Raw genomic sequence first — 20,686 nt, 5'->3', positions numbered from 1 at the left:
CTATTTTCCGAGATATTTTGACATTGTATCCAAATAGGATGCCCAGGTCACACAGGCAAGGTCCGGCAGCGCCGGCCATCATCGTTCCCGATCCCGGTGAAGCGGTGGCCGCCCCTCGTCCGCACCTGTGGGCGGCGAAACGCCCTCCGGCTCGTTTCGGCGCTCCTGCGGCGGCCGCTCGGATTGCAGTATCTCCCGCGCGCGCGCGAGCCGCCGCGACACCGCCGGCGGCATCGCCGCCAGAAAGCCGGCGATTTCCTGCCCCAAGGCACGATCTTCCGGTTTCCCGGTGCCGGCGAGCGCGACCGCTGCCTCGGCATAGGCGCCGCGGATCTGCTTCTGGCGCGAAAGCGCCATGACATCTTCTGCCCGGCGCTCCTGGTCGACCGCACGCACGAAGCTTTGCGCCCGCAGTTCGTTGAGCTGCGCGAGATTGAGCCTGCGCCCCTCGCCCCCAAGCCGGGCATCGAGATGGAGCGCGGACGAACGGACCCGCTTCTGGACATGGCCGCGCGCGCGCCGGGGGGTGGCTTCGGCCGCGACACCGCGCGCGCGCAGCTCATGCGCGAAGGTCTCACGCATATGATGGAGATCCGCCTTGCGCGGATTGAAGCGGGTTCCGTCCGCCCCTTCGGTCGCCACCGTCAGATGGACGTGGGGATGATCGGTGTCGGTATGGAGCGCCAGCATATAGGCATGGTTCGCCTCGAACAGGATCCGCGCGAATGCCTGCGCCGCGTCATGAAGCGTCTCGGCGTCGGTCGATCCCCCGGGCATCGAGAGCACCAGCGACATCGACGTCGGCCGCTCCCGGCCATGTTCGTTCATGGCCTCGTCGAGCATCGCCCAGTCCTGAGCGATCGCCTTGAGCCGATCCGGCTCGGTGATAATCTCGCCCTCGCTCGATCGGACGGCGAGCTTCCCGTGGCGCGCCACATAGCCGAAATGCTCGGCGACATGATGAGCGCCATATTGCTTGCCGGAGACCTTCACCATCACCTCGGGCGCCTTGCGCACGATCCGCTCGAGCTTGGCGCGCGCCTCGGCCTGGCTCATCGACATCGGCCGGGCGGCCCCGCCCCCGCTTCCGCCCGGTTTGATCCGAACATAAGCGCCGCGCAGGGTCCGCTTGCCGCCTGTCGGCGGCCGCCAGGCCTCCATCAGGCTGGGAAGCGGGAGAACCCCCTCCTCCTCACGCATCGGCCGTGTCCCAGTAGCGAAGATCGCCCTTGAGCGCGGCCCCGAGACCGGCAAGCGCATCGACGATCTCGGACCGGAAACTTGCGACCCTGGCCGCTTCCCGCGCGACGTCGAGGCCGGATTCGACCATCACCGAGGCGTTGAGCGCGCGGGTCGCCTGGTTGAGGTTGATCCCGATCCGATTGAGCTCGCGCCACGCCTGCGCGACGGCCGCTCGCTCCTCGCGCGGCAAGGGCGCGTTTGCGCGCAAGCGCCGCGCCAACAGCGTGGTGATCCAGTCGGTACGCTTCATCCCCAGCACATCCGCCGCGCGGTCGAGCGCGGCGATTTCTTCCGGGATCAGCCGAACCTCGACCCGGCAGGTTGCGCGCTGGCGGGCGCGCGGCGCCTGATGCCCCTCCCCCGCCTCCATGGCCAAGGCGTCACCGATCAAGCGGCGCAACAGCGCCGAGCGGCCGCCTGATGCCGCCGCGAGCGCGGCGAAGCGCTGGGCGACATCATCGTCGAGCCGAAAGGTGAGGACGGGCATGTCCCCAACGCTATTGTCATACATCCCCGGCGCCAAGCCTATCCGGCTCTTACCTTTACTCAACTCATCTTATAGTCTGCTTGGGCAGACTATTGTTCTTCGGCCAGCGAACCCCTCTCGAACACCGATCGTCCGCAGCAAGGGGCGGCGCCTTCGGCGCCGCCCCCGCCCATCGACACGAAAAGGGCCGCACCCCGAAGGGTACGGCCCAAACCATCGTGCAAGATAAACTACGAACGCGGAGGAGGCGGGTCAGTTGTTGGCAAGGCCTCGCTTCTCTCGCCGGTCGGACCGATCGACGAGGCAGCGACTTCACGCTCGCGGCCATCCTCGAAAATCACCGTGACCAAAGGCGCCAGCGGGAGCCACGCAGGGAAGCCGTCGACCAAGACCGGTAGTCTAGGAGATCGGATCGGCGCGGAGGGTTTGTCCGTGAGGCCCGATCGAACCGGATCGCGGTCGGTGGGGGCCAATGGCTGTGCCACAGGCGCCCGCGGAGGGACCGGCGCCGGGTGCGTCTGCTTGAGTTCGGCGATGAAGCGCGATCCTGCGGCGAGCGTTGCGCCGGCGTCGCCCCAGCTGGCGACATAGGCCTCGACCTCGGCAGGGTAGTCCCTCGCCGTCCGGTGCAGATCATAGAGAAGGCGAATAGGCGCAAACGGCAGGGCCGCCTTGAGATAGGCCGGCATGTCGCCATAGGCGGCATAGAGCGAGACGAACTGCTTGGATCGGCCGAGTGCCGCCGCGATCTCGACCTGGTTCATCCCGCCCTTCAGCATCCGGGCGATCGCATGGGCGAGCTCGACCGACGACAGATTGGCGCGCTGGTCGTTCTCGACGATCTGGTCGGCCAGCAGTTGCACTCCCTCGCCGACCGGCACGACGATCGCGGGGATCGTGGCAAGGCCCGCCAGCTGCGATGCGCGGAAGCGGCGCTCGCCCAGACGTATCCGGTGCATGCCGTTCGCGTCGGGCGGCGTAACCGTGATCGGCTGCAGCACGCCGCGCGACGCGATCGAGGCGGCCAGCTCGGCGAGCGCGTCATCGTCGAAGCTGCGCCGGGGATTGCCGGGGTCGGGCAGGATGCGCGCAAGTTCGATATCCTCGACCCGGCGCGCCCGTTCATGGTCGCCGACAAGAAGTCCGAACTCCTCGATGCGCTCGTCGAACTTGCCCATCAGGCGGCCGCGACCTCCTGGCTTGTCATGCGCCCCTCGATCTCGGCGAGCACCGCGCGGATCTCCTCGGCCGCCGCCTTGGCGCCGCTGCCGGTCTCCTGCCATACCGGACGATGATTTTCCGCGGCATGCTTGTAGGTCGGCCGCGCCTTGATGAAGGCCGGGAACATGAGCTTCTCGCCGACCGCATGCGCCAGCTTCACCGCATTCTCCATCTCGCGCCGGTCGAACGGATTGACCATCGAGGGGAGGAGCCCGAGGAAAGCGATCTTGCGGCCGGCGCGCGCGGCCTCGGCCTTGCGCAGCGCGGTCAGCAGCATCTTGGCGCATTCGACCGAATCCTCGGCAACCTGCACCGGCGCGATCACGGCATCGGCGACCGCCATCGCGCTCAAGGTGAGCTCGTCCCACTTGGGACCGGTATCGATAACGCAATAGTCGAAATGCGGGCGGAGCGCCGGGAAGCGGCCGATGAAGTCGCGCACATCCTGCGCCGCCTTGACCATCTGGAGACGGGGATCGGCACCGAGCACGGTTAGCCCGGCCTGCCCGTCGGCGCACAGGGCAGCGGCAGGATCGAACAGGTCGGCGGAAAATCCGCCTTGCCGCTCGGCGCCCAGGCGCCGCGTCGAGCTGCCCTGCGGGTCGAGATCGACGAAGGCGACGCGGCGCTCAGGCGGTTCAGCAAGATACCAGGCGAGATGACTGGCGAGGAAGGTCTTGCCGACCCCGCCCTTGAGCAGGCTGACGACGATCGTCTTCATGACCGCGGCACCTCAGCAATAGTCGTCAGGACCATCGCGCAGGTTGCGCTCATAATGATCGCGCGAGGACCAGTCGCCGCCACCCCCAATGCCGGGACCGACATAGCGGAACAGATAGACGGTGAGGGCGAAGCAGCCGAACGCGAAGAGAAACGCGTGATCGGGATGCGCGGCGAAATATGCGGCCATGATAAGTCTCCTTGGAGCCAGTGAACGGGCAAGCGAACGGCGCCACTGGCGCCGGCCACGCGCAATCGCGCGACATCTCGGACCCGCGCCCTCCCCTCCCGCATTTGCGGATGCGGCGTCCGTTGCCCGCATAGTCTGCTCAAGCAGACTATGCGGGCCATCCCCCCGGTCGGGGGGATGGCTGCGCCGGATCAATATTCGTCGGCCAGCAGGATAGTGAGCACGCGCGTCGTGACCTCGGGGTTCGCGGCATCCGGCGAGCCATAGGCGAGCTCGAGATCGTAATAGTCGATCTTCCAGTAGAGGATCGCATCCTCGAACTCGAAGCGGCCGAAATCATGCTCGTCGATCGGATCGTTGTCGGGCGTGAAGCTGTCATAGTCGCGCACGATCCGGAGGATCTCCGCGCGGCGGCGAAAGCCGCGGAACAGGGCGACGTCGCCGATCAGCGCCGCAACGCCCGCAGTCATCACGATCTGGTTGCGGCCCGGGCTATGGATGGACCGGCGAAGCGCGTCATTGAGTTCGGCGACGCGGGCGATCCGCTCGGCCTGGCTCATCGCATTCGGGGAGGATTGGGACATGAGAACGCTCCTGATCTGTCCGGCCCCGCCCGCCGGGGCCTTCCGACAGGCGTGCCAAGGGCCGGCGGCAGAGCGCGGCCGCGCACCGGCAGGGTCGCAACGGCAGTGGAGAAGCCCGCAAAGCGGGCTTGCGCGGGCGCGCGCGCCGGCCAGGCAAGCCGACAGGAGGAAGGTCTTGGCGGGCGGGATCGCGAAGAGATGATCGCGGTGTCCTGATTCTCTGGCTCCGCGGAGAGCCCGGCGCTATCCTCCGCCCATCATGACGAGCAGCGCCACTCTCTTCCGCCTTGCCCCGGCCTGGACCGCGTCACTCCAGGCGATGCGGCTGCGCCAGATCCTCGTCCGATCGCAATGCCGCCGCTGCGGTGCGTTGATGCGCGAGGATGTCGATGCCCTGATCGGGCTCCATGGAGCAGGCGCCAGCCTCATCGACCGGCAGGCCCGATGCCGCATGGTCGGCTGCGACGGCGCGGCCTATTATCTCGCGGCGCGGGGCCATGACCGTCCCTGGCACATATTGCTGCACGATGAGCACCTGCGTGCGGGCCTGGCCAACTGCCCTCCAGCGCGCGGCGCGACCGGCCGGGCCATAGTTTGCGCGCAGGGTTGAGAAGTGCGAGCAGTCACGGCAGGGATCGTCACCCGAATGGGCTGAGACTTGGCACAAGGCTCAGGGCGAAGCCTAGAGCCCGGTCCGGCCGCGCCGGAGCCGCCATTCTCAGCGCATAGATGCAGAGAAATCCGACTTTCAGACGGCAACCGCCCGTCGCAGATTGCCAAGTGCAGAACACAATTTCTGCGATACCTTACGGAGCTGCTGAAGCCTCTCCGCCGCCTCGTTCTCTTCGATCACGAGCGTCGAACGATCAGCCTGCCGTGCCCGGATCGCGATCACACGAAAGATGGCGGCCCATCGACTGGTCCGTTCGACTGTCAGCTTCGCCTGGCCATGGGCGAGCATCGTGCGCAGCCCTTCCTGGTGCCGAAATTCCGCCAGCAGGCTCGCGACACCCTTTCCCTCCACGGAAAAGGGGCCGCCCTCATTGACGAGTGCAGCAAGGTCATCGAGCCGTTGCCCGACCAAATGCCGTAGCTTCACCGACTGTCCTCGTCCCGGCTGAGCGCTCAGATGCAGCAAAGTCTCGGTAACGGCCACCTCCACCGCGGCGAAGCATTGCAGACAGGCACCGCGCCAGGCGTTCACCTCCTGGGTGACGCGCGCCCACAGGGCATCATCGCCGGCATTCGCTATCGCAGCCTCAATCGTCATTATCGCAGCATAGTCGCGGCATCTGAACAATCGGTTCTCGTCTTCGGCGCAAGCCGCGAGCGAAGCGCGGGGAATAACCGGGAGCCGAGCGGCTCCCGGTCGAGCCGTCAGGCAAAGGGATCGAATTCGGTGACGATGGCGACGCTGCCGTCGGCGTCTTCGGCGGTGATGACCCCGTAATGCTGCCCGATCGCGATGACGAAGGTGACCATCATGAGGCTGCGCGAGAGGCTGAAGGCGTGGCGGCGAGCGATTGCGATGTCGGTGAACATGTCGAGGCTCCTTTGCGCGCCGGCGGGTTCGTCCCGCTCGACAGGCGCCCGATGTGTCCGGCCGGTGGCCGCGATCACTTTTTTGGCTGGAGGCCCAAAAAGCCGTAGCGAAGCGACCGGACCCCTTGCGGGTTGATCGCAAAAGGTCACCGGGTGGACCAAGGATCGCGCCGATTGAGAGCGGGCGAACCCGCCGGCCAGGAGGCCAGGTCCCCGCCGATGTCGCGCCCCACCCCTTGCCCTGCCTGCCGCTCCATCCAACGGGTCCGGATGACAGGCCGCCGCTTGTCGGTTAGCCCCGCCGGATGCTGTTCCCGCTCCTGCTTGCCGCCGCCGTGGTCCCCAATGATCAGACCTTCGCCTGCACACCGACGCGCGTCTGGGATGGCGATGGCCCGATCTGGTGCCGCGAGGGCGCCCATGTGCGGCTCGCCGGCATTGCCGCGCGCGAGATCGACAACAGCTGCCGCCCCGGCCAGCCCTGTCCGAGAGCAAGTGGCCCGGCCGCCCGCGATGCGTTGGTGCGCCTGCTTGGCGGACCGCGCGGCCAGACATCCACCGGGCATATTCGCGTGGCTGGCCCCACCATGCGCTGCGTCTCGACCGGCGAAGCCAAGGGCAACCGGACCGGCGCCTGGTGCAACGCGCCCGGCATCGGCGATCTCAGCTGCGCGATGATTGCGACCGGCACCGTGCTGCGCTGGGAGCGCTATGCCAAGGGGCGATGCCGATCCCGCTGATCCGCTTGGGACCATGCCGCGCCTGAACAGGATAAGAGGCCCGGCGGCGATGCCGCCGGGCCGCCCTGTCCGAGCTCAGAAGGGGATTTCATCGTCTTCGGGCTCGTTGCCGCCGCCGCTATTCTCGTTGGACTTGGCGCGGGTGAGGAAGGTCACCTCGTCGGCGATGATCTCGACGCCGTAGCGTTCGATATTCTCGCTGTCGGTCCAGCGGGTGTAGTGGATACGGCCCCGGACCATGACCTTCATACCCTTGTCGACATATTGCTCGACCGTCTTGCCGACGCCGTTGAAGCAGGTGATCCGGTGCCATTCGGTGTCCTCGAGGCGGCGATTGTTGTCGTCGCGCAGGATCTTGCCGTTGCTGTCGCGCTTCGGGCGCGAGGTGGCGAGGCTGAAATGGGTAATGCGGGTGCCGCCCTGGGTGGTGCGGGTTTCCGGCGTGCCACCGACATTGCCGGCGAGGATGACGAGGTTCTGCATGGCCTGGGTTCCTTCGATGTGGGTCCAAGGGACCGTCCCTTCGACTGATCCCCGGCCAAGGCGGACAGGACGGCCCATCCACCGGCAGCGCAGCGCCGGGGAACCCCGAGACAAGGGGTGGTGCGGGCAGCCGTGGCACACGGCAACTCGGCCCGATGGCTTGCGGGTTGGATGGGCCGGACGGCCGGCTTAGGGGTCAGATGAGGAGAAGGACGGTGCGTCGCTTGGGCCATGACCGGAGCCCACCCATCGAAACCGCCGATATTGCCGGCTTTACTGAGCTCGCCGGTCCGGCATCTCGCGGACCTTACGCCCGTGCCTTATCTGCCCGTCCCTTGAGCCGCAGGACGGGATTGTAGGTCCTTCGCATGGCCTCTCGCGGGCTCGACACGATGTCCGTTGCACGATCACGCGGAGGGGGATGAGGAGGTGAGCAAGGTGGCGGCGCCTGGCATGGTTGGGCTCAGGCGGGCCGCCACGGCATCGAGGAGCTGCCCGGTCTCGCAAAGCACGGCGCCGATGTTGCAGGCATAGCCACCTGCCACCAGCGCGTCGATCCGATGCACCGCATAGGCCGGGCCGAGGCTCTTGATGAAATCGGCCAGCGGACGACCGGGCGCCGGCAGGCCTAGCTGCCGCGCCTCGTCGAGGGCGCGGACAAGGTCATGACGGATATCGCGGGCCAGCGCATCGTCCGTCCAGCCATGACCCAAAAGATGCGCCTTCAAACCCAGTTCGCAGGAGATCGCGAGCAAGTGCAGTGCCGGCGCAAGCGCAATAGGCGCGCCAATCTGCGCGCCGCGATGAAATTCGCGCGCACGATCAAGAAACACGGCTGCAAGCACCGGATCGCCGGGCGCCGCCAATCTTTCGATCGCGCGCCAGCGGCGCGGCGTCAGCTGGCGGAGCCAGGAGGGACCGGCCTGGTTGCGCAAATGCCGTAAGTAAGCGCCATCGGCTTCGTCCACATCGCTGCCCGTTGACCATAACGACAGTAGCTTCGCCTTCCAGTGGCGGCCATGCGCGGCGCGGAAGGCAAGGAGCGCGCACGCACTGGCGCGATCGGGCATGAACATGATGCGGAACCTCCGAAAGGGAACAAGGGACGCATCCACCCCGCCCCCTCCCCTCCGGCACCGGCATTCGTGAGATTGAGAAAAGCCGGCCGCCGAAGCGGCCGGCACGGCGGTCAGCCGCGGGATAAAGCCGCCGGCGGCGTTCCGAGCGGTCCGCGGCGATCGACGACATGGATGCCGCGCGCCTTGGCCTCGATCACCAGCCTTTCGGTGACGCCGTTGCCCTGGAAGGCGATGACGTAGCGCGGCTTGACCGAGAGCATCTGCTCGTTGCGCCGGAAGCCGGCACGATCGCCAAGCTTGCGATCAAGGCCGAACCGCAGCTGCTGGATGCCGTTCTGCTCGGCCCAGGATGCTGCAAGACGCTCGATGCCCTTCATGTCGCCGCCATGGACGAGATACATGTCGCCCACACGCTCGCGCACGGCCTTGAGGGTCCGCAGCAGATTGTCGGCAAACTGCTTGGCCTCGTCGTCGCTGGCGAAGCGAAGGCGCCCGCCGGCGAAGACCACGGGCGTGCCATGGACCATATTGGCATCGCGCACCCGCTCGCGCCGCGCCTGCAAATAGGCCCGGCCATCGACGATCGCAGCGGTCGTGCCGAGCGAGATGCGGTTGCCGGTCGCGGGCACCCAGGAGCGGCCGGTCTCGTGCAGATAGTGGCGCGCCGCGGTGTCGCGCATCCCCTCATAGGCCTGGGCGGACTGCTCGACCTTGCGGGCGAGATCGATCTTGTCCTCGAGATCGGCGGTCGCGATCTCCGACCCGTCCTGCTCGGCGAGCAGGAGCCGGATCTCGTCGGTCAGGCGGTCGATCAGCTGATGCTTCTTGGCGGCCGCGCGGTGGAAGAGATTGACGAAGCCCCAGCCCAGATCCTCGATGTCGCGTTCGAGCGCGGTGAAGGGGAAGAGCGCGAAGAGATCGCTCCAGATGGCGCTGACGGTCTGTTCGAGCGCCTCGGCCGGTGGCGGCGCTTCCATCGTGCGTTGGTCGCCCGTCAGGTCGAGATGGCCGAGTTCGAGTGCTTGGAGCACTGCTGAAAGGGAGCTGGTCATGAGGGATTGCCTTTCCGTGTCGCAGGGCCGGCGGCCTTCCCGCCGGATGCGCACCCTCCGGGCCATCGAAAAAGCGGCGGCGGCACCGCCGGGCAACGCCCAAGGGGAACCCGATAAGGTCCGGGTGGTGCGGGCCGGCGCGCCTCGGCGCGCCAACACGGCCGGAGCGTTCGGGTTGCCGCCGCCAGCGCGATGGCCCATGTGCCGCATCCTCTGGCGAAAGGCGCGAAGGCCCTGTCGCGTCAGGCATTCATGGCGCAGAGGACCTTAAGAAGGGCACCCGCAACCCGATCTCCCGATGCGCACAGGACGGCATGAAAGCGCGTCGCATCGCAAGCGCCGGGCCGTCAGGCCGTCGACCGTGAGGCCAGATCTTGTGCCGCGTCGCGCTTGGCGGCTGCCGCCTTGCGTTCCGAATAGCGGTCCACGAGTTGATCGGCATGGCGACGTGTCAGCACCGTGAAGCGCACCAGCTCCTCCATGACGTCGACGATCCGGTCATAATAGCTTGAGGCACTGAGACGGCCGTCCTCGTCGAACTCCTTGAACGCCATAGCAATGCTCGACTGGTTGGGGATGGTGAACATGCGCATCCACCGCCCGAGCAGCCGCAACGTGTTGACTGCGTTGAACGACTGCGATCCGCCCGAAACCTGCATGACGGCCAGGGTCCGGCCCTGGGTCGGACGCATGCCGCCGAATTCGAGCGGCAAATGGTCGATCTGCGCTTTCATGATGCCGGTGATCTGGCCGTGCCGTTCGGGGCTGCACCAGACCATGCCTTCGGACCAGAGCGCATGCTCGCGAAGCTCATGCACCGCCGGGTGATCATCGTCCTTGATCTGGTCGGGGAGCGGGAGATCGGCCGGATCGAAGATCCGCACTTCGGCGCCGAAGAGGATGAGCAGCCGGGCCGCTTCCTCGACCGCGAAGCGACTGAACGACCGCTCGCGCAGCGAGCCGTAGAGGAGGAGGATGCGAGGTTTCGGCTCAAGCGCGCCGAGCCCGGCGGCGAGATCGGGCCGGATCATTGCACGGTCCAGCGCGGGCATGTGATCGGGTTCGGGAAGGATACGAAGACGCGACATCAGGCAATCCATTTGTACAAAAGGGCGGCGCTCGCCGGGCATAGCGATCGGAACTCGGCCGATTGCGCGATGACGGCAGGAACGTCGGTCCGTTCGGCTGTTTCATAGCCGTGACGGCGAAAGAAAGGCTCGGCGGTCGTGGTGAGCAGGTACAGGCTAGTCGCGCCCTCATCAGCTGCAGCGCGTTCGACTGCCGTGAGAATGGCACCGCCCAATCCGCATCCGCGCCGATCGGCCTTCACGACCAGCGAGCGCAGCAGGCGGTCGGAGCCGTCGCCTTCGATCCCGCCATAGCCGACAATGCCCGCATCATCCTCGAACCGAAAGAAGCGGCGTCCCGCCTCGGCGAGATCACTGGCAGGCAGACCCGCCGCGCTCAGCTCCGCCATCAGGTCGGAAAGCGACCTGGGATCCAGCAGTGTAGCGATCATGCAGGAACGCGTTGCTCGTACCAGGGCCGCGTCTTCTTCACGATGCTGACGACAGACAGCATTACCGGCACCTCGACCAGCACGCCCACCACGGTCGCGAGCGCGGCCCCGGAATTGAGGCCGAACAGGCTGATCGCGGCTGCAACCGCGAGCTCGAAGAAATTGGACGCGCCGATCAGCGCGGCCGGAGCGGCGACGCACCAGGCCACGCCGAAGCGCCGACTGAGCCAATAGGCCAGGCCCGCATTGAAGTAGACCTGGATGAGGATGGGAATGGCAATCAGTGCGATGACCAGCGGATGAGCCAGGATCGCCGGGCCCTGGAAGCCGAACAAGAGGACGAGCGTCGTCAGCAGCGCAACCAGCGACACCGGCCCAAGCGTTGCCAGCAGCCGATCCAGCGCCGGCTGCCCGCCTGACGATAGCAACGCCCGACGAATGATCTGCGCGACGATGACGGGCACGACGATATAGAGCAGGACCGAGATGAGCAGCGTGTCCCAGGGCACTGTGATCGAGGCGACGCCCAGCAGCAGTCCGACCAGCGGTGCGAAGGCGAAGACCATGATCACGTCGTTGAGCGCCACCTGGCTCAGCGTATAGGTCGGCTCGCCGTCGCATAGGTTCGACCAGACGAACACCATCGCCGTGCAGGGGGCGGCGGCGAGCAGGATGAGCCCGGCGATATAGGCGTTGATCTCGCCCTGCGGCAGCAGCGGCCGGAAGAGCCATCCCAGGAACAGCGTGCCGAGCAGCGCCATTGAAAAGGGCTTCACCGCCCAGTTGATGAAGAGGGTGACGCCGACGCCCTTCCAGTGTTGGCGAACCGACCCCAACGCGCCGAGGTCGATCTTGAGCAGCATGGGGACGATCATCAGCCAGATCAGCACAGCCACGACCAGGTTCACGCGCGCGATCTCGGCCGATGCGATGGCTGCGAACAGATTCGGCAGCGAATAGCCGAGCGCGATGCCGACAGCGATGCAGAGCGCCACCCAGACGCTCAAATAGCGTTCGAAGCTGTTGATCGCCGGCTTGGGTTGTGCCGCAACGGTCGCGTTCACGCCCCGATCCTCTTGCCGGCGGCGTCGATGACCTGCTCGCCATCTTCCTTGGTGAAAGCCCCGCGCTGGGCGGACGGGAGAAGATCGAGCACCTCTTCCGATGGACGGCAGAGTTTCACGCCGAGCGGCGACACAACGATTGGCCGGTTGATGAGGATCGGATGCTCGATCATCGCATCAATGAGCTGGTCATCGCTGAACGTCGGATCGGCAAGACCCAGCTCGGCGAAGGGCGTGCCCTTCTCGCGGAGCAACTGGCGTGCGCTGATGCCCATGCGGGCGATGAGCGGGCGGTTGGGCGGCGTCTTGAGATATTCGATCACATGCGGCTCGATCCCGGCGTTGCGGATCATCGCCAGCGTGTTGCGCGACGTCCCACACTCGGGATTGTGATAGATGACGATATCGATTGCGGCATTGCTCATGCACCAGGCACCTTTTCGCTTGGGAGGTCGGCGCGGCCCTGTTCCTTGCCGATCCGGTTCAGCCGGTTCTGTAGACTCATCTTGTCGAGGCCTTCGAACGGCAGGTTGGTGAACAGCGAGATGCGATTGAACAGCATCCTGTATGTATCGAAGAAGGCCGCGTGCTGCACCGTTTCGCTGTCCTCGATAGCGGCCGGATCGGGCACCCCCCAATTGGCGGTCAGCGGCTGCCCCGGCCAAACCGGGCAAAGCTCGTTGGCGGCATTGTCGCAGACCGTAAACACGAAATCCAAGGACGGCGCATCGGGGCCGGAAAACTCTTCCCAACTCTTCGAGCGGAACCGGCTTGCGTCGTAGTTCAGCTTCTCCAAGAGATGAATGGTGAACGGATGGACCTCGCCCTTGGGCTGGCTTCCGGCGCTGAACGATTTGAAACGGCCTAGCCCTTCACGGCTGAGGATCGCCTCGGCCATGATGGAACGGGCGGAATTGCCCGTGCAAAGAAACAGTACGTTCAACAGGCGATCAGTCATGTTGATGTCCTTTCAGGCAGCACGACAGGCAAGCAGTTCATCCGCAAGTGGATGGCAGAGCTCGGCCCGGCCACCACAGCAGTCCTTGACGAGGAACAGCATCACGGAGCGGAGCGCATCGAGATCGGCGCGGTAGTTGATGATCCGGCTGCGCCGCTCGGATGTGACCAGGCCGGCACGCGCCAGGGTCGCCAAATGCACCGACATCGTGTTCTGCGGGACATCCAGCGCCTTGGCGACCTCGCCGGCAGGAAGGCCTTCGGGTTCGTGACGCACCAGAAGGCGGAAGGCGTCGAGGCGCGTGGCTTGGGCAAGCGCGCCCAACGCGACGATGACAGATTCGTTATCCATATATCCACGATAGCGGATATATGGATATGGTGCAATCGGCGACATGGCGAGATCAAGCAGCCGCCTGCTCGTCCAGATCATCCTCGCAAGCGAGATCGGTTGCCCGCAGCAGAAACCCGGCGGCTTCCTCCGCTCGCGCAGCCGCCGTCAGCAATGCGCGATTATCCTTGCGCAAAATGGCGAGCCAGGAGCCGATATAAGCCGCGTGATCGTCGAGATGGGTGGTTGGGAGACCCACATCGGCGCCAACCAGCGCTGCTGTCAGTTCGGCGACCAACTCCTCGAACGCATATGCCTGATCGCCGAAGCGCTTCCCGAACGATCGGGCAAGCCGGGCTGGATGGCCTGTCCAGTGGCCGGCCTCATGCGCGATGGTGGCTGCCCAGGCGGCGCGCGTGTCGAATTGCTCGATCGGCGGCATGGTGATGACGTCCTGGCGCAGATCGTAATAAGCACGATCGCCGCCACATCGCAGCCGCGCGGGCAGCCGGTCGACGAAGCGCTCCGCCCGCGGACCGAGCCGGTCGCCCGGCGGGACGAGGGAGAGGGCTTCGGGATAGAAATCGCCCGGGAGTGCGTCGATCTGGTCGGCATTGAAGACCGCATAGGACCGCATGACCCGGCGCTGCTCATCGACGAGCTCACCCGGACGTTCGTAGGAATCGACCTTCTTCGAATAGGCCTTGTAGAAGATCGCAAATTGCGACTGCTCACCGGCGCGGACCTGGCCGCCGAGGCTTTGTGCTTGCCGATAGGTCATCCAGTAGCGCGACCGATAGCCACACTGCTCGGCAGCCAGCCATAGCCAAAAGGTGTTCATGCCACGATAGGGCTCGCCATTGGCCCGCAGAGGGCGCCCTTGCGCGGCGCATGATCGCCAGGGCCTTACCCAGGGACGCACACCGGCCTCGAGCCGGTCGATGATGGCGCGCGTGATGGTCTCGGCCGGCGAGGGCCGGCCCGATGATTGGGTCATGGTGGATACTCCGCGAAAGAGCGGCTGTCTCAGCGCCGCCGATGAAGGGCGGCGGGCGACACGAAAGCGCCGCCCGCCGTTAGGCGTTGGCCTCAGGCGGCCTGTTCGAGGTCGCCAGCATCGCCATCGGGGGCGATCTCCCCTGATCCGCCGTCGCTGTCGTCTTCATCGCTGAGGAAAGCGGAATAGCTCCGGAAGCTTTCGGGCTTTTCGATCGCGCCGAACCGCATCTCGTCCGGCAGCCAGGAGAGCGCCTTTTCCCGGACTTCGGCCTCAACGATGCCCTGCCCCGAACAGAGCGCAGCGCAGGCATTGGCAAGGTCACCCTTCTTGGCGTCCTTGTATCGGCCGCGCAGCACCGGCCCGCCGATCTCGTCGAGCGCTTCGAGCATGACGTCCTTCTTCACCCGCCCGAAAAAGTTCTGGGCATCGGGCCGCCACCATTGCGCGACATCAATGTCGAGCAGCCGTCCGAGATGATCGTGGAAGCCGTTGCGGCGCCCGCCATCGTCGACGTTGAGTGTCGGCTCGAGCGTCTGCGCCAGGACATGGGCGAGCCAATCGGCGCGCGCCTGTTCATCCAGTTGCCGGAAGGCATCGAAGCGGGACGACAGCGTGTTCCCGCCTGCCCAGCTCACATCGAGCGCCTGGCGCTGTTCGGTCAGGACATTGCTCGCCGCGCTGCCTTCATCGCGGAAGCTGACGATCGGGAAGCTCGCGGCGGCCGCCTGCAGCGTCGAGTGGTCCCGGACATAGCTGCTGGCGAACACCGTCCGGTGCGCCATCAGGAATATCGTGAGATCGAGCGCGAACCCGGCATCCGAGGCGACATGGGCCGCCAGGATCTGCCGGCGCTGGGTCGCGAGTTCGTCAACCAGCATCGCGCTGAGCCGGGAGGCCGCGACCTTGCCGGACGGTGCTTCGGGTTCTGCGTCCTCGCCCGCCTGACGAATGGCGCGCTCACTGAACATGCGGCTGTGCACCCGCGGACTGCCATCGGGCGCCAGATAGATGAAGGTGCCCAGCTGGTCCTTGATCGCATCGTCGACCATCGTGCGCGACGCCTCGATTGTATCGAGTTCCCGCTCTATGTCGGCGAGCCGCGCCGAAGCCGCCTCGGCCTCGGGCGTGCCGTCCTCGAGTTCAGTTTCCAGCTCTCGGATGAGCGCATCGCCCTCATCCGAGAGACTGTCGACGCGCTCCTGCTCGTCCCCACTCAATTCGCGCAGCGGCGGATGATATTCGTGGAGCTGGCACTCCATATCATAGGGCACATGCGTCGCGAGAACCGGCGTCACGAACGCCAGCTTCTGTTCGGCAGCGAGTGCTTCCGCGGCCGCTTCAAGCTTCTGGGCGGCCAGCTGCTCGATGAGCTCCACGTCGATCCAGCTCTCGTCCACATCTTCACCGAACAGGTCGCGCTCGATCCGGCCGCCCGCGCCGACATAGGCGTCGCGGCCGACGAACCGTGCCTTGGCGTCGGTCGCCTTGACCGTTCCGTTGAGGAGCGCACGGCGGATATTGTCGGGATTGTCGCCATAATAGGACCGGCTCATGCTCTCGAACACGCGCGCCTGGCGATCGACGTCGGGCGTGACGGCATAAGCCTGGGCGACCCCCAGCGTGATCTCGCCCGCCGCCAGCGCCGCGAATACGAGAGGAGCCAGTTCGGCAAGCCGTACCCGCTGCTCAACGAAGCGGGTCGTGACGCCGAAACGTTTCGCCACATCCTCGGCACTCGCGCCCTTGTCGAGGAAGTGCTTGAAAGCCGAGCACTCATCCGCCGGGTTCATCGCGACGCGGTGGAAATTCTCGGCAAGGCTCGCTTCGGCCGATCCGGCATCATCCTCGAGCACCAGCACCTGAACCTCATGGTCCCCGGCAAGCCGACCTGAATCGATCAGCCGCTGGAGCGCCCGCAAGCGGCGGCCACCCGCCTTGACGGTGAAATGTCCTGCCTTTTTGAGCGGCGTGACCACGAGATTCTGCAACAGGCCATGCGCGGCGATATTATCGGCGAGGCTGTCGAGGTCGGCATCGCGATTGGATTTGCGGACATTGTCCTTCGAGAGCGAGAGGTTCTTGACCTTCACGGACTGGATCATCGGTTGTCTCCTTCGAGGGTTGCGCCGACCTCGTCGGCCGGCTTGAGCCACTCAGGCCCACCCGGCCGAAGGCCCCCTCCCCTCTCTTCGGTCGCTTGGCGCGGTCGCGGGTCAGTCCGTGATCCTGGCGAGGATCTCGAGGGCGCGGCTCGGGGGAACGAACAGCCGAGTGCGGTGCTGGATGATCTCGGTGAAGCAGCCCGCCGCCTTGAGATGCGGCAGCGCCTCGGGCTTCCAGTCCAGCAATTCGAGGCGTTGATCGCCGGCAACCAAGGCGCGCTTCAGTCGCAGCGCTCCGATTGGCATGATCTCGCCCGAGGTGCGGACGTGCTGGACCCGCGCGCCGAGGTCGATCTCGACATGGGCCGCGATGCCGAACGCGCTGGCAATCCGCTCCACCAGCGGCGCCGGAATAAGACGCCCGAGAAGCGACTGGCCGTCATCGCTCATCAGCCGCCAGACCTGGACATGATCGTCGGGCAGCTTGCCCCACACCGGAAGCAGCAGGCCGGTGACCAGATAGATGATCTGCGTGCGCGTCTGCGCCGCCATTGCGTCGCATTCGGCCTGCCAGGCTTCGTCGAAGCTCGCGCGGTCCACGTCGGTCCAATGGGTTTCGGCGAAGAGGTCCTGCCTGTGCCGTTCGGTGCGCGTCGGCCGCACCAGCTCATAGCGGCGCACGGTCCGCCCCTCTTCGTCCGTCAGCGAGAAGGTCGGCCGGCAAATGGCGGCCTTGCCGGAACGCGGGTTGATCAACCCGCGCGCTTCCGGGTCGGCCAGAAGCCAATGCGCTCGCTCCAGGGTCAGCGGCCGATATCGCTCCTCGGTTTCGATACGCAGGATCTCGGTTTCGGCGCCGCTCACGGGATCGCGCCGGATCACCGTCCGGTCGAGGATCGAAATACGGTCGGCCGCGATCGTTTCGACGCCAAGATCGAGGGTGCCGGCCTCGCGTGCCTTTTCCACCCGTGCTTCGATCAAGCCGAGATATTCGTCGAAGATCGCGTTCTGCAGGTCGATGCGCAGCGCCAGGATGCGGTTCAACCACCGCTGGATCGTGGGCAAGGTCTCGGTGAGCCCCCCGCCCTCCCCGGCCAGGTTCAAACCGGTGAGCGCCTGGAACTGATCGAAGTGGACCGATTGGAGTTTTGCCTGGAACAGCAGGCGAAACCACTGGTCGAGCGATTCCCGCGCGAAGTCGGACTCCAGATTGTCGCGGGGGTCGAAAAGTCCCTGCCCGCCGGTCTGGCGTTGGCCACGGGTCAGCGCGCCCAGGCTGTCGAGGCGCCGGGCGATGGTCGAGATGAACCGCCGTTCGCCACGGCAATCGGTGGAAACGGGCCGAAACAAGGGCGGGCAGGCTTGGTGGGTGCGGTGCGTGCGGCCCAGCCCCTGGATCGCCGCGTCCGCGCGCCAACCGGGCTCGAGGAGATAGTGAATGCGGCGGCTCTGATTGGGCGCGTCGAGGCTGGCGTGGTAACTCCGCCCCGTGCCGCCGGCATCGGAGAAGATCAGGATGCGCTTTTCGCCGCGCATGAAGATGTCGGTCTCCGCGAGGTTCGTGCGCGCGCTGCGCCGTTCGATCCGCTGACGGCCGTCGGCATCGACGACGATCCGCCGGCTGCGGCCCGTCACCTCGGCCACAGCCTCCGTCCCGAAATGCCCGATGATGTGATCGAGCGCCGAGCCGACGACCGGCAGCGCACAGAGTTGCTCGAGGAGCTGGTCGCGCATGGCCATCGCTTCCCGGCACAGCACGGGCTGCCCGGCCTCGTCGATCATCGGTTCCGAGCGCACCGTGCCGCTATCGTCGGTATAGGTGCGCATCTGGCGCACGGGAAAGGCCGCGGTCAGATAATCGACCAGGAATTCGCGCGGGGACAGCTCGATATCGAGCCAGGCCCGCTCCTCGGGGGACAGGTCGGCAAGGGCACGATCGAGCATCGCTTCCGAGGTCGACACGAGCTGGACGACGGCGCAGTCGCCGCGCGCGAGATCGGCGGCGATCGCCGGGATCAGCGAGGGCAGCTTCATCGACAGCAGGATCTGGCCGAAGAAGCGTTGCTTGGTCGATTCGAAGATCGACAATGCCGCGGCCTTCGCGCCGCTATTATAGGTGGCACCGCTGAAGCCGTCGGTGACGCGCGTGGCGGCGAGCGCGGCCTGCAGATTGTTGTGAATGATCGCCCAGGCATCGGCATAGGCATTGTAGACGGCGATCTGTTCTTCGCTGAGCCGATGCTCGAGGATGTCATATTCGACGCCGGCGAAGCTGAGCGCCCGCGCGGCATAGAGGCCCTGCGCTTTGAGGTCGCGGGCGATCAACTCCATCGCCGCGATGCCGCCTCGGCGCAGGGATTCCACGAAGGCCCGCCGGTCGGCGAAGGCCGTCTGCGGTCCCCACAATCCGAGGCGTGTCGCATAGGCAAGATTGTTGACGTCCGAGGCGCCCGTCGCCGAGGCGTAGAGAATCCGGGCGCGCGGAGCGAGATTTTGCAGGCGGACGCCGGCGATGCCCTGCTCGGACCCTTTCGTGGCGCCGAACCGGCCCTCGCCGCCGGCCACCCCGGCCATTTCATGCGCCTCGTCGAAAACGATGACGCCGCTGAAATCCTCACCCATCCATTCGATCAGCTGGCGCAGCCGCGTGCCCCTGTCGCCGCGGTTGGAGCGCAGGGTGGCATAGGTCAGGAAGAGGATCCCATCGCCCAGCGCGATCGGGGTGCCGAGCTTCCACTGGTTGAGATGCTGGATGTCGAGCGGCAAGCCGCCAAGCGCCGACCAGTCCCGGCGAGCGTCTTCGACCAGCGTCTCGCTCTTGGATATCCAGAGGTGGCGGCGGTTGCCACGCAACCACTGGTCGAGGATGACGCCTGCCACCTGCCGCCCCTTGCCGGCGCCCGTGCCATCGCCAAGGAAAAAGCCGGTCCGATAGGCGTTACCGGCCTCTGCCGGCGACAGCGAAAGACCCTCCTCGCTGGATATGAACCGGCCGGGAAGATCGCGCTCGAACGCCGCGCCAGCGTAGATCAGCGTTTCGAGCTGCGCGTCCGAGAGCAGGCCGTCGTCCAGGATCCTGGCCGGCAGCACGGGTTCATAAGCGACCGGGGGTGCGGCAATCGATCCCATTGCCTGCGATTCGACTAGCGCGCTTGGGTGCTCACGAGCATCGGCAATCAGCAGACGGCTCGGCCGATAGGGCAGGTAAATCCCTTGCGGTTCGCCCGCGGGTGCGGGCGCGTCGAGACGGTGATAGGCGACCGCGCGGGTCGTGGGCAGGGTCACCGCCGCACGCGAGCAGACGGGGCGGGTCCGCCGCGTGAGGCCCCGGAACAATCCGCTGGGGCGGGAGATCGGCTGCGGCTGCGGCGCGCATGGGGTCGCCATCGCATCGATGGCCGCAAGCGCAGCGCCGAGCGTCGTGCAGGTCTGGCGCGGGACCGAGCCCCCTGCCCCGCCCTTTTCGAGGAGTATGAGCTGGACTGCCTGGCCGGTGCCGTGCTTGGCATAGGCATCGGGCGGCAGGTCGAGATGCAGCCGGGCATGCGCGCCCGCAGTGGCGTGCAGCCAATCCGCGTCCTCCGTCTCGATGCGGTCGGGGAGAATAACGGCGCAGCGCCCGCCTGTAGCAAGCCGCAACAGCGCGGAGCGCAAATGGCGAAGCGCGGCATGGCGATCGCGCGCGCGCCCCTGGCTTCGCGAGAAGGGCGGATTGAGGAGCACGACGCTCGGCACCAGTTGCGGATCGAGCATATCGTCGATCAGTTCGCCATCATGCGTGCTCAGCCTGCCTTCGGGAAAGGCGTGACGCAGCAAACGCGTGCGCCAGGCATCGATCTCATTGAGAAGGAGGCGCGCGCCGGCGAGATGGGCGTGTACGGCCAGGAGGCCGGTCCCGGCCGAGGGCTCGAGCACGATATCGTGTGCCGTGATCGCGGCTGCCTTGGCGGCAAGGAAGCCGATCGGCGCCGGTGTCGAGAATTGCTGGAACGCGATCTGCGTTTCGCTACGTACGCTTTGCGTGGGAAGCGCCGCCGTCATAGCGATCAGCTGGGCGAGCCGCGCATTCGCATCTGCCGGGAGCGTCGCGTTCTTCAGATGGAGGACCTGCGCGAGTTCGAGCACATCGTAGGCGTCGCGCAATGACCACAGGCCATCGGCGCTCGAGCCACCGAAAGCGGAGGTCATTTCGGCAAGGAGGTCGTTACGTGCAACCGGACATCCTTCGGACAGCCGGTCGGCTATGCCTTGAGCAGCGGTACGGGCGGGATCATCGAGCGGCAGCGTGAGCGCGAGGGGGTGTGTGGCCATGGGGCATCTCCAAGTCTGACACCTGGCATCAGCGCCAGGTCATCAGCCGGAAGGCTCCCTCC

At 66.2% G+C, this 20,686-nt stretch carries 22 protein-coding genes; 2 read left to right on the top strand and 20 right to left on the bottom strand.

Annotated features, from left to right (window positions below):
* Positions 1-78 precede the first annotated feature (78 nt).
* The 6 genes from ACZ1JY_RS20525 to ACZ1JY_RS20500 all read right to left on the bottom strand — a co-directional run bounded on the left by ACZ1JY_RS20525 (position 79) and on the right by ACZ1JY_RS20500 (position 4,444).
* Positions 79-1,200, bottom strand: a complete 1,122-nt coding sequence (locus ACZ1JY_RS20525) for a relaxase/mobilization nuclease domain-containing protein (RefSeq protein WP_030540905.1) — start codon at positions 1,198-1,200, stop codon at positions 79-81.
* Positions 1,193-1,729 (bottom strand): plasmid mobilization protein, encoded by a 537-nt coding sequence (locus ACZ1JY_RS20520; RefSeq protein WP_030540906.1) that lies wholly within the window; start codon positions 1,727-1,729, stop codon positions 1,193-1,195. Before ACZ1JY_RS20520 ends, ACZ1JY_RS20525 begins: the two co-directional genes overlap by 8 nt.
* Before the next feature lie 230 nt (positions 1,730-1,959).
* Positions 1,960-2,907, bottom strand: coding sequence for a ParB/RepB/Spo0J family partition protein (locus tag ACZ1JY_RS20515; protein WP_007688045.1), 948 nt, complete (start codon positions 2,905-2,907; stop codon positions 1,960-1,962).
* Positions 2,907-3,671, bottom strand: a complete 765-nt coding sequence (locus tag ACZ1JY_RS20510; protein WP_007688046.1) for a ParA family protein — start codon at positions 3,669-3,671, stop codon at positions 2,907-2,909. Before ACZ1JY_RS20510 ends, ACZ1JY_RS20515 begins: the two co-directional genes overlap by 1 nt.
* Positions 3,672-3,683: 12 nt before the next feature.
* A complete protein-coding gene (locus tag ACZ1JY_RS20505; protein ID WP_013039042.1) occupies positions 3,684-3,860 on the bottom strand; it encodes a hypothetical protein in 177 nt (58 codons plus the stop codon).
* A gap of 191 nt (positions 3,861-4,051) precedes the next feature.
* Positions 4,052-4,444, bottom strand: a complete 393-nt coding sequence (locus ACZ1JY_RS20500) for a DUF3768 domain-containing protein (RefSeq protein ID WP_007688057.1) — start codon at positions 4,442-4,444, stop codon at positions 4,052-4,054.
* A 259-nt stretch (positions 4,445-4,703) separates the two neighbouring features.
* On the opposite strand from ACZ1JY_RS20500, the gene ACZ1JY_RS20495 reads away from it, so the two are divergent.
* A complete protein-coding gene (locus ACZ1JY_RS20495; RefSeq protein WP_066564291.1) occupies positions 4,704-5,054 on the top strand; it encodes a hypothetical protein in 351 nt (116 codons plus the stop codon).
* Positions 5,055-5,192: 138 nt separating this feature from the next.
* Here the strand turns inward: ACZ1JY_RS20495 and ACZ1JY_RS20490 are convergent, their stop codons facing one another.
* Both ACZ1JY_RS20490 and ACZ1JY_RS20485 read right to left on the bottom strand, forming a co-directional pair.
* Positions 5,193-5,714, bottom strand: coding sequence for a hypothetical protein (locus ACZ1JY_RS20490; RefSeq protein ID WP_031295760.1), 522 nt, complete (start codon positions 5,712-5,714; stop codon positions 5,193-5,195).
* A gap of 107 nt (positions 5,715-5,821) precedes the next feature.
* Positions 5,822-5,986, bottom strand: a complete 165-nt coding sequence (locus ACZ1JY_RS20485; protein WP_007688065.1) for a hypothetical protein — start codon at positions 5,984-5,986, stop codon at positions 5,822-5,824.
* Between the two features lie 305 nt (positions 5,987-6,291).
* Between ACZ1JY_RS20485 and ACZ1JY_RS20480 the strand changes: the two genes are divergently transcribed.
* Positions 6,292-6,726, top strand: a complete 435-nt coding sequence (locus ACZ1JY_RS20480) for a thermonuclease family protein (protein ID WP_007688066.1) — start codon at positions 6,292-6,294, stop codon at positions 6,724-6,726.
* 75 nt (positions 6,727-6,801) lie between these two features.
* Here ACZ1JY_RS20480 and ACZ1JY_RS20475 read toward each other — a convergent pair whose 3' ends face one another.
* From ACZ1JY_RS20475 to ACZ1JY_RS20420, 12 genes are all read right to left on the bottom strand, one after another.
* A complete protein-coding gene (locus ACZ1JY_RS20475; RefSeq protein ID WP_007688067.1) occupies positions 6,802-7,209 on the bottom strand; it encodes a single-stranded DNA-binding protein in 408 nt (135 codons plus the stop codon).
* A gap of 407 nt (positions 7,210-7,616) precedes the next feature.
* Positions 7,617-8,285 (bottom strand): hypothetical protein, encoded by a 669-nt coding sequence (locus ACZ1JY_RS20470; protein WP_465131583.1) that lies wholly within the window; start codon positions 8,283-8,285, stop codon positions 7,617-7,619.
* Between the two features lie 113 nt (positions 8,286-8,398).
* The gene (locus tag ACZ1JY_RS20465; RefSeq protein ID WP_056383887.1) at positions 8,399-9,340 is read right to left on the bottom strand and encodes a DUF2493 domain-containing protein; all 942 of its coding nucleotides are present in this window, start codon (positions 9,338-9,340) and stop codon (positions 8,399-8,401) included.
* A gap of 347 nt (positions 9,341-9,687) precedes the next feature.
* Positions 9,688-10,428 (bottom strand): arsenical resistance protein ArsH, encoded by a 741-nt coding sequence (arsH, locus tag ACZ1JY_RS20460; RefSeq protein WP_056383962.1) that lies wholly within the window; start codon positions 10,426-10,428, stop codon positions 9,688-9,690.
* On the bottom strand, positions 10,428-10,859 hold the full coding sequence (gene arsN2 / locus ACZ1JY_RS20455) for an arsenic resistance N-acetyltransferase ArsN2 (RefSeq protein WP_056383886.1): 432 nt from the start codon (positions 10,857-10,859) through the stop codon (positions 10,428-10,430). Before arsN2 ends, arsH begins: the two co-directional genes overlap by 1 nt.
* Positions 10,856-11,923 carry an ACR3 family arsenite efflux transporter gene (arsB, locus tag ACZ1JY_RS20450; protein WP_056383883.1) on the bottom strand — a complete coding sequence of 356 codons (1,068 nt, stop codon included), beginning with the start codon at positions 11,921-11,923 and terminating at the stop codon, positions 10,856-10,858. The genes arsN2 and arsB overlap by 4 nt, the downstream gene beginning before the upstream one ends.
* Positions 11,920-12,348: an arsenate reductase (glutaredoxin) gene (gene arsC / locus ACZ1JY_RS20445; RefSeq protein WP_465131582.1), complete on the bottom strand. Its 429-nt coding sequence runs from the start codon at positions 12,346-12,348 to the stop codon at positions 11,920-11,922. The genes arsB and arsC overlap by 4 nt, the downstream gene beginning before the upstream one ends.
* Entirely contained in the window at positions 12,345-12,881 is a 537-nt protein-coding gene (locus tag ACZ1JY_RS20440; protein ID WP_062069247.1) for an arsenate reductase ArsC, read from the bottom strand. The genes arsC and ACZ1JY_RS20440 overlap by 4 nt, the downstream gene beginning before the upstream one ends.
* A 12-nt stretch (positions 12,882-12,893) precedes the next feature.
* Positions 12,894-13,232: an ArsR/SmtB family transcription factor gene (locus tag ACZ1JY_RS20435; RefSeq protein ID WP_013849891.1), complete on the bottom strand. Its 339-nt coding sequence runs from the start codon at positions 13,230-13,232 to the stop codon at positions 12,894-12,896.
* A gap of 52 nt (positions 13,233-13,284) precedes the next feature.
* Entirely contained in the window at positions 13,285-14,208 is a 924-nt protein-coding gene (locus ACZ1JY_RS20430) for an ArdC family protein (protein ID WP_465131581.1), read from the bottom strand.
* 92 nt (positions 14,209-14,300) lie between these two features.
* Complete coding sequence (locus ACZ1JY_RS20425; RefSeq protein ID WP_419680979.1) at positions 14,301-16,313, bottom strand: ParB/RepB/Spo0J family partition protein; 2,013 nt, start codon at positions 16,311-16,313, stop codon at positions 14,301-14,303.
* Positions 16,314-16,424: 111 nt separating this feature from the next.
* Positions 16,425-20,624, bottom strand: coding sequence for a strawberry notch-like NTP hydrolase domain-containing protein (locus ACZ1JY_RS20420; RefSeq protein WP_465131580.1), 4,200 nt, complete (start codon positions 20,622-20,624; stop codon positions 16,425-16,427).
* Between the last annotated feature and the right edge of the window lie 62 nt (positions 20,625-20,686).

This window comes from Novosphingobium sp. BL-A-41-Hi4B-X5A, from assembly GCF_055521705.1.
This window is presented reverse-complemented; position numbering and strand designations above follow the sequence as displayed.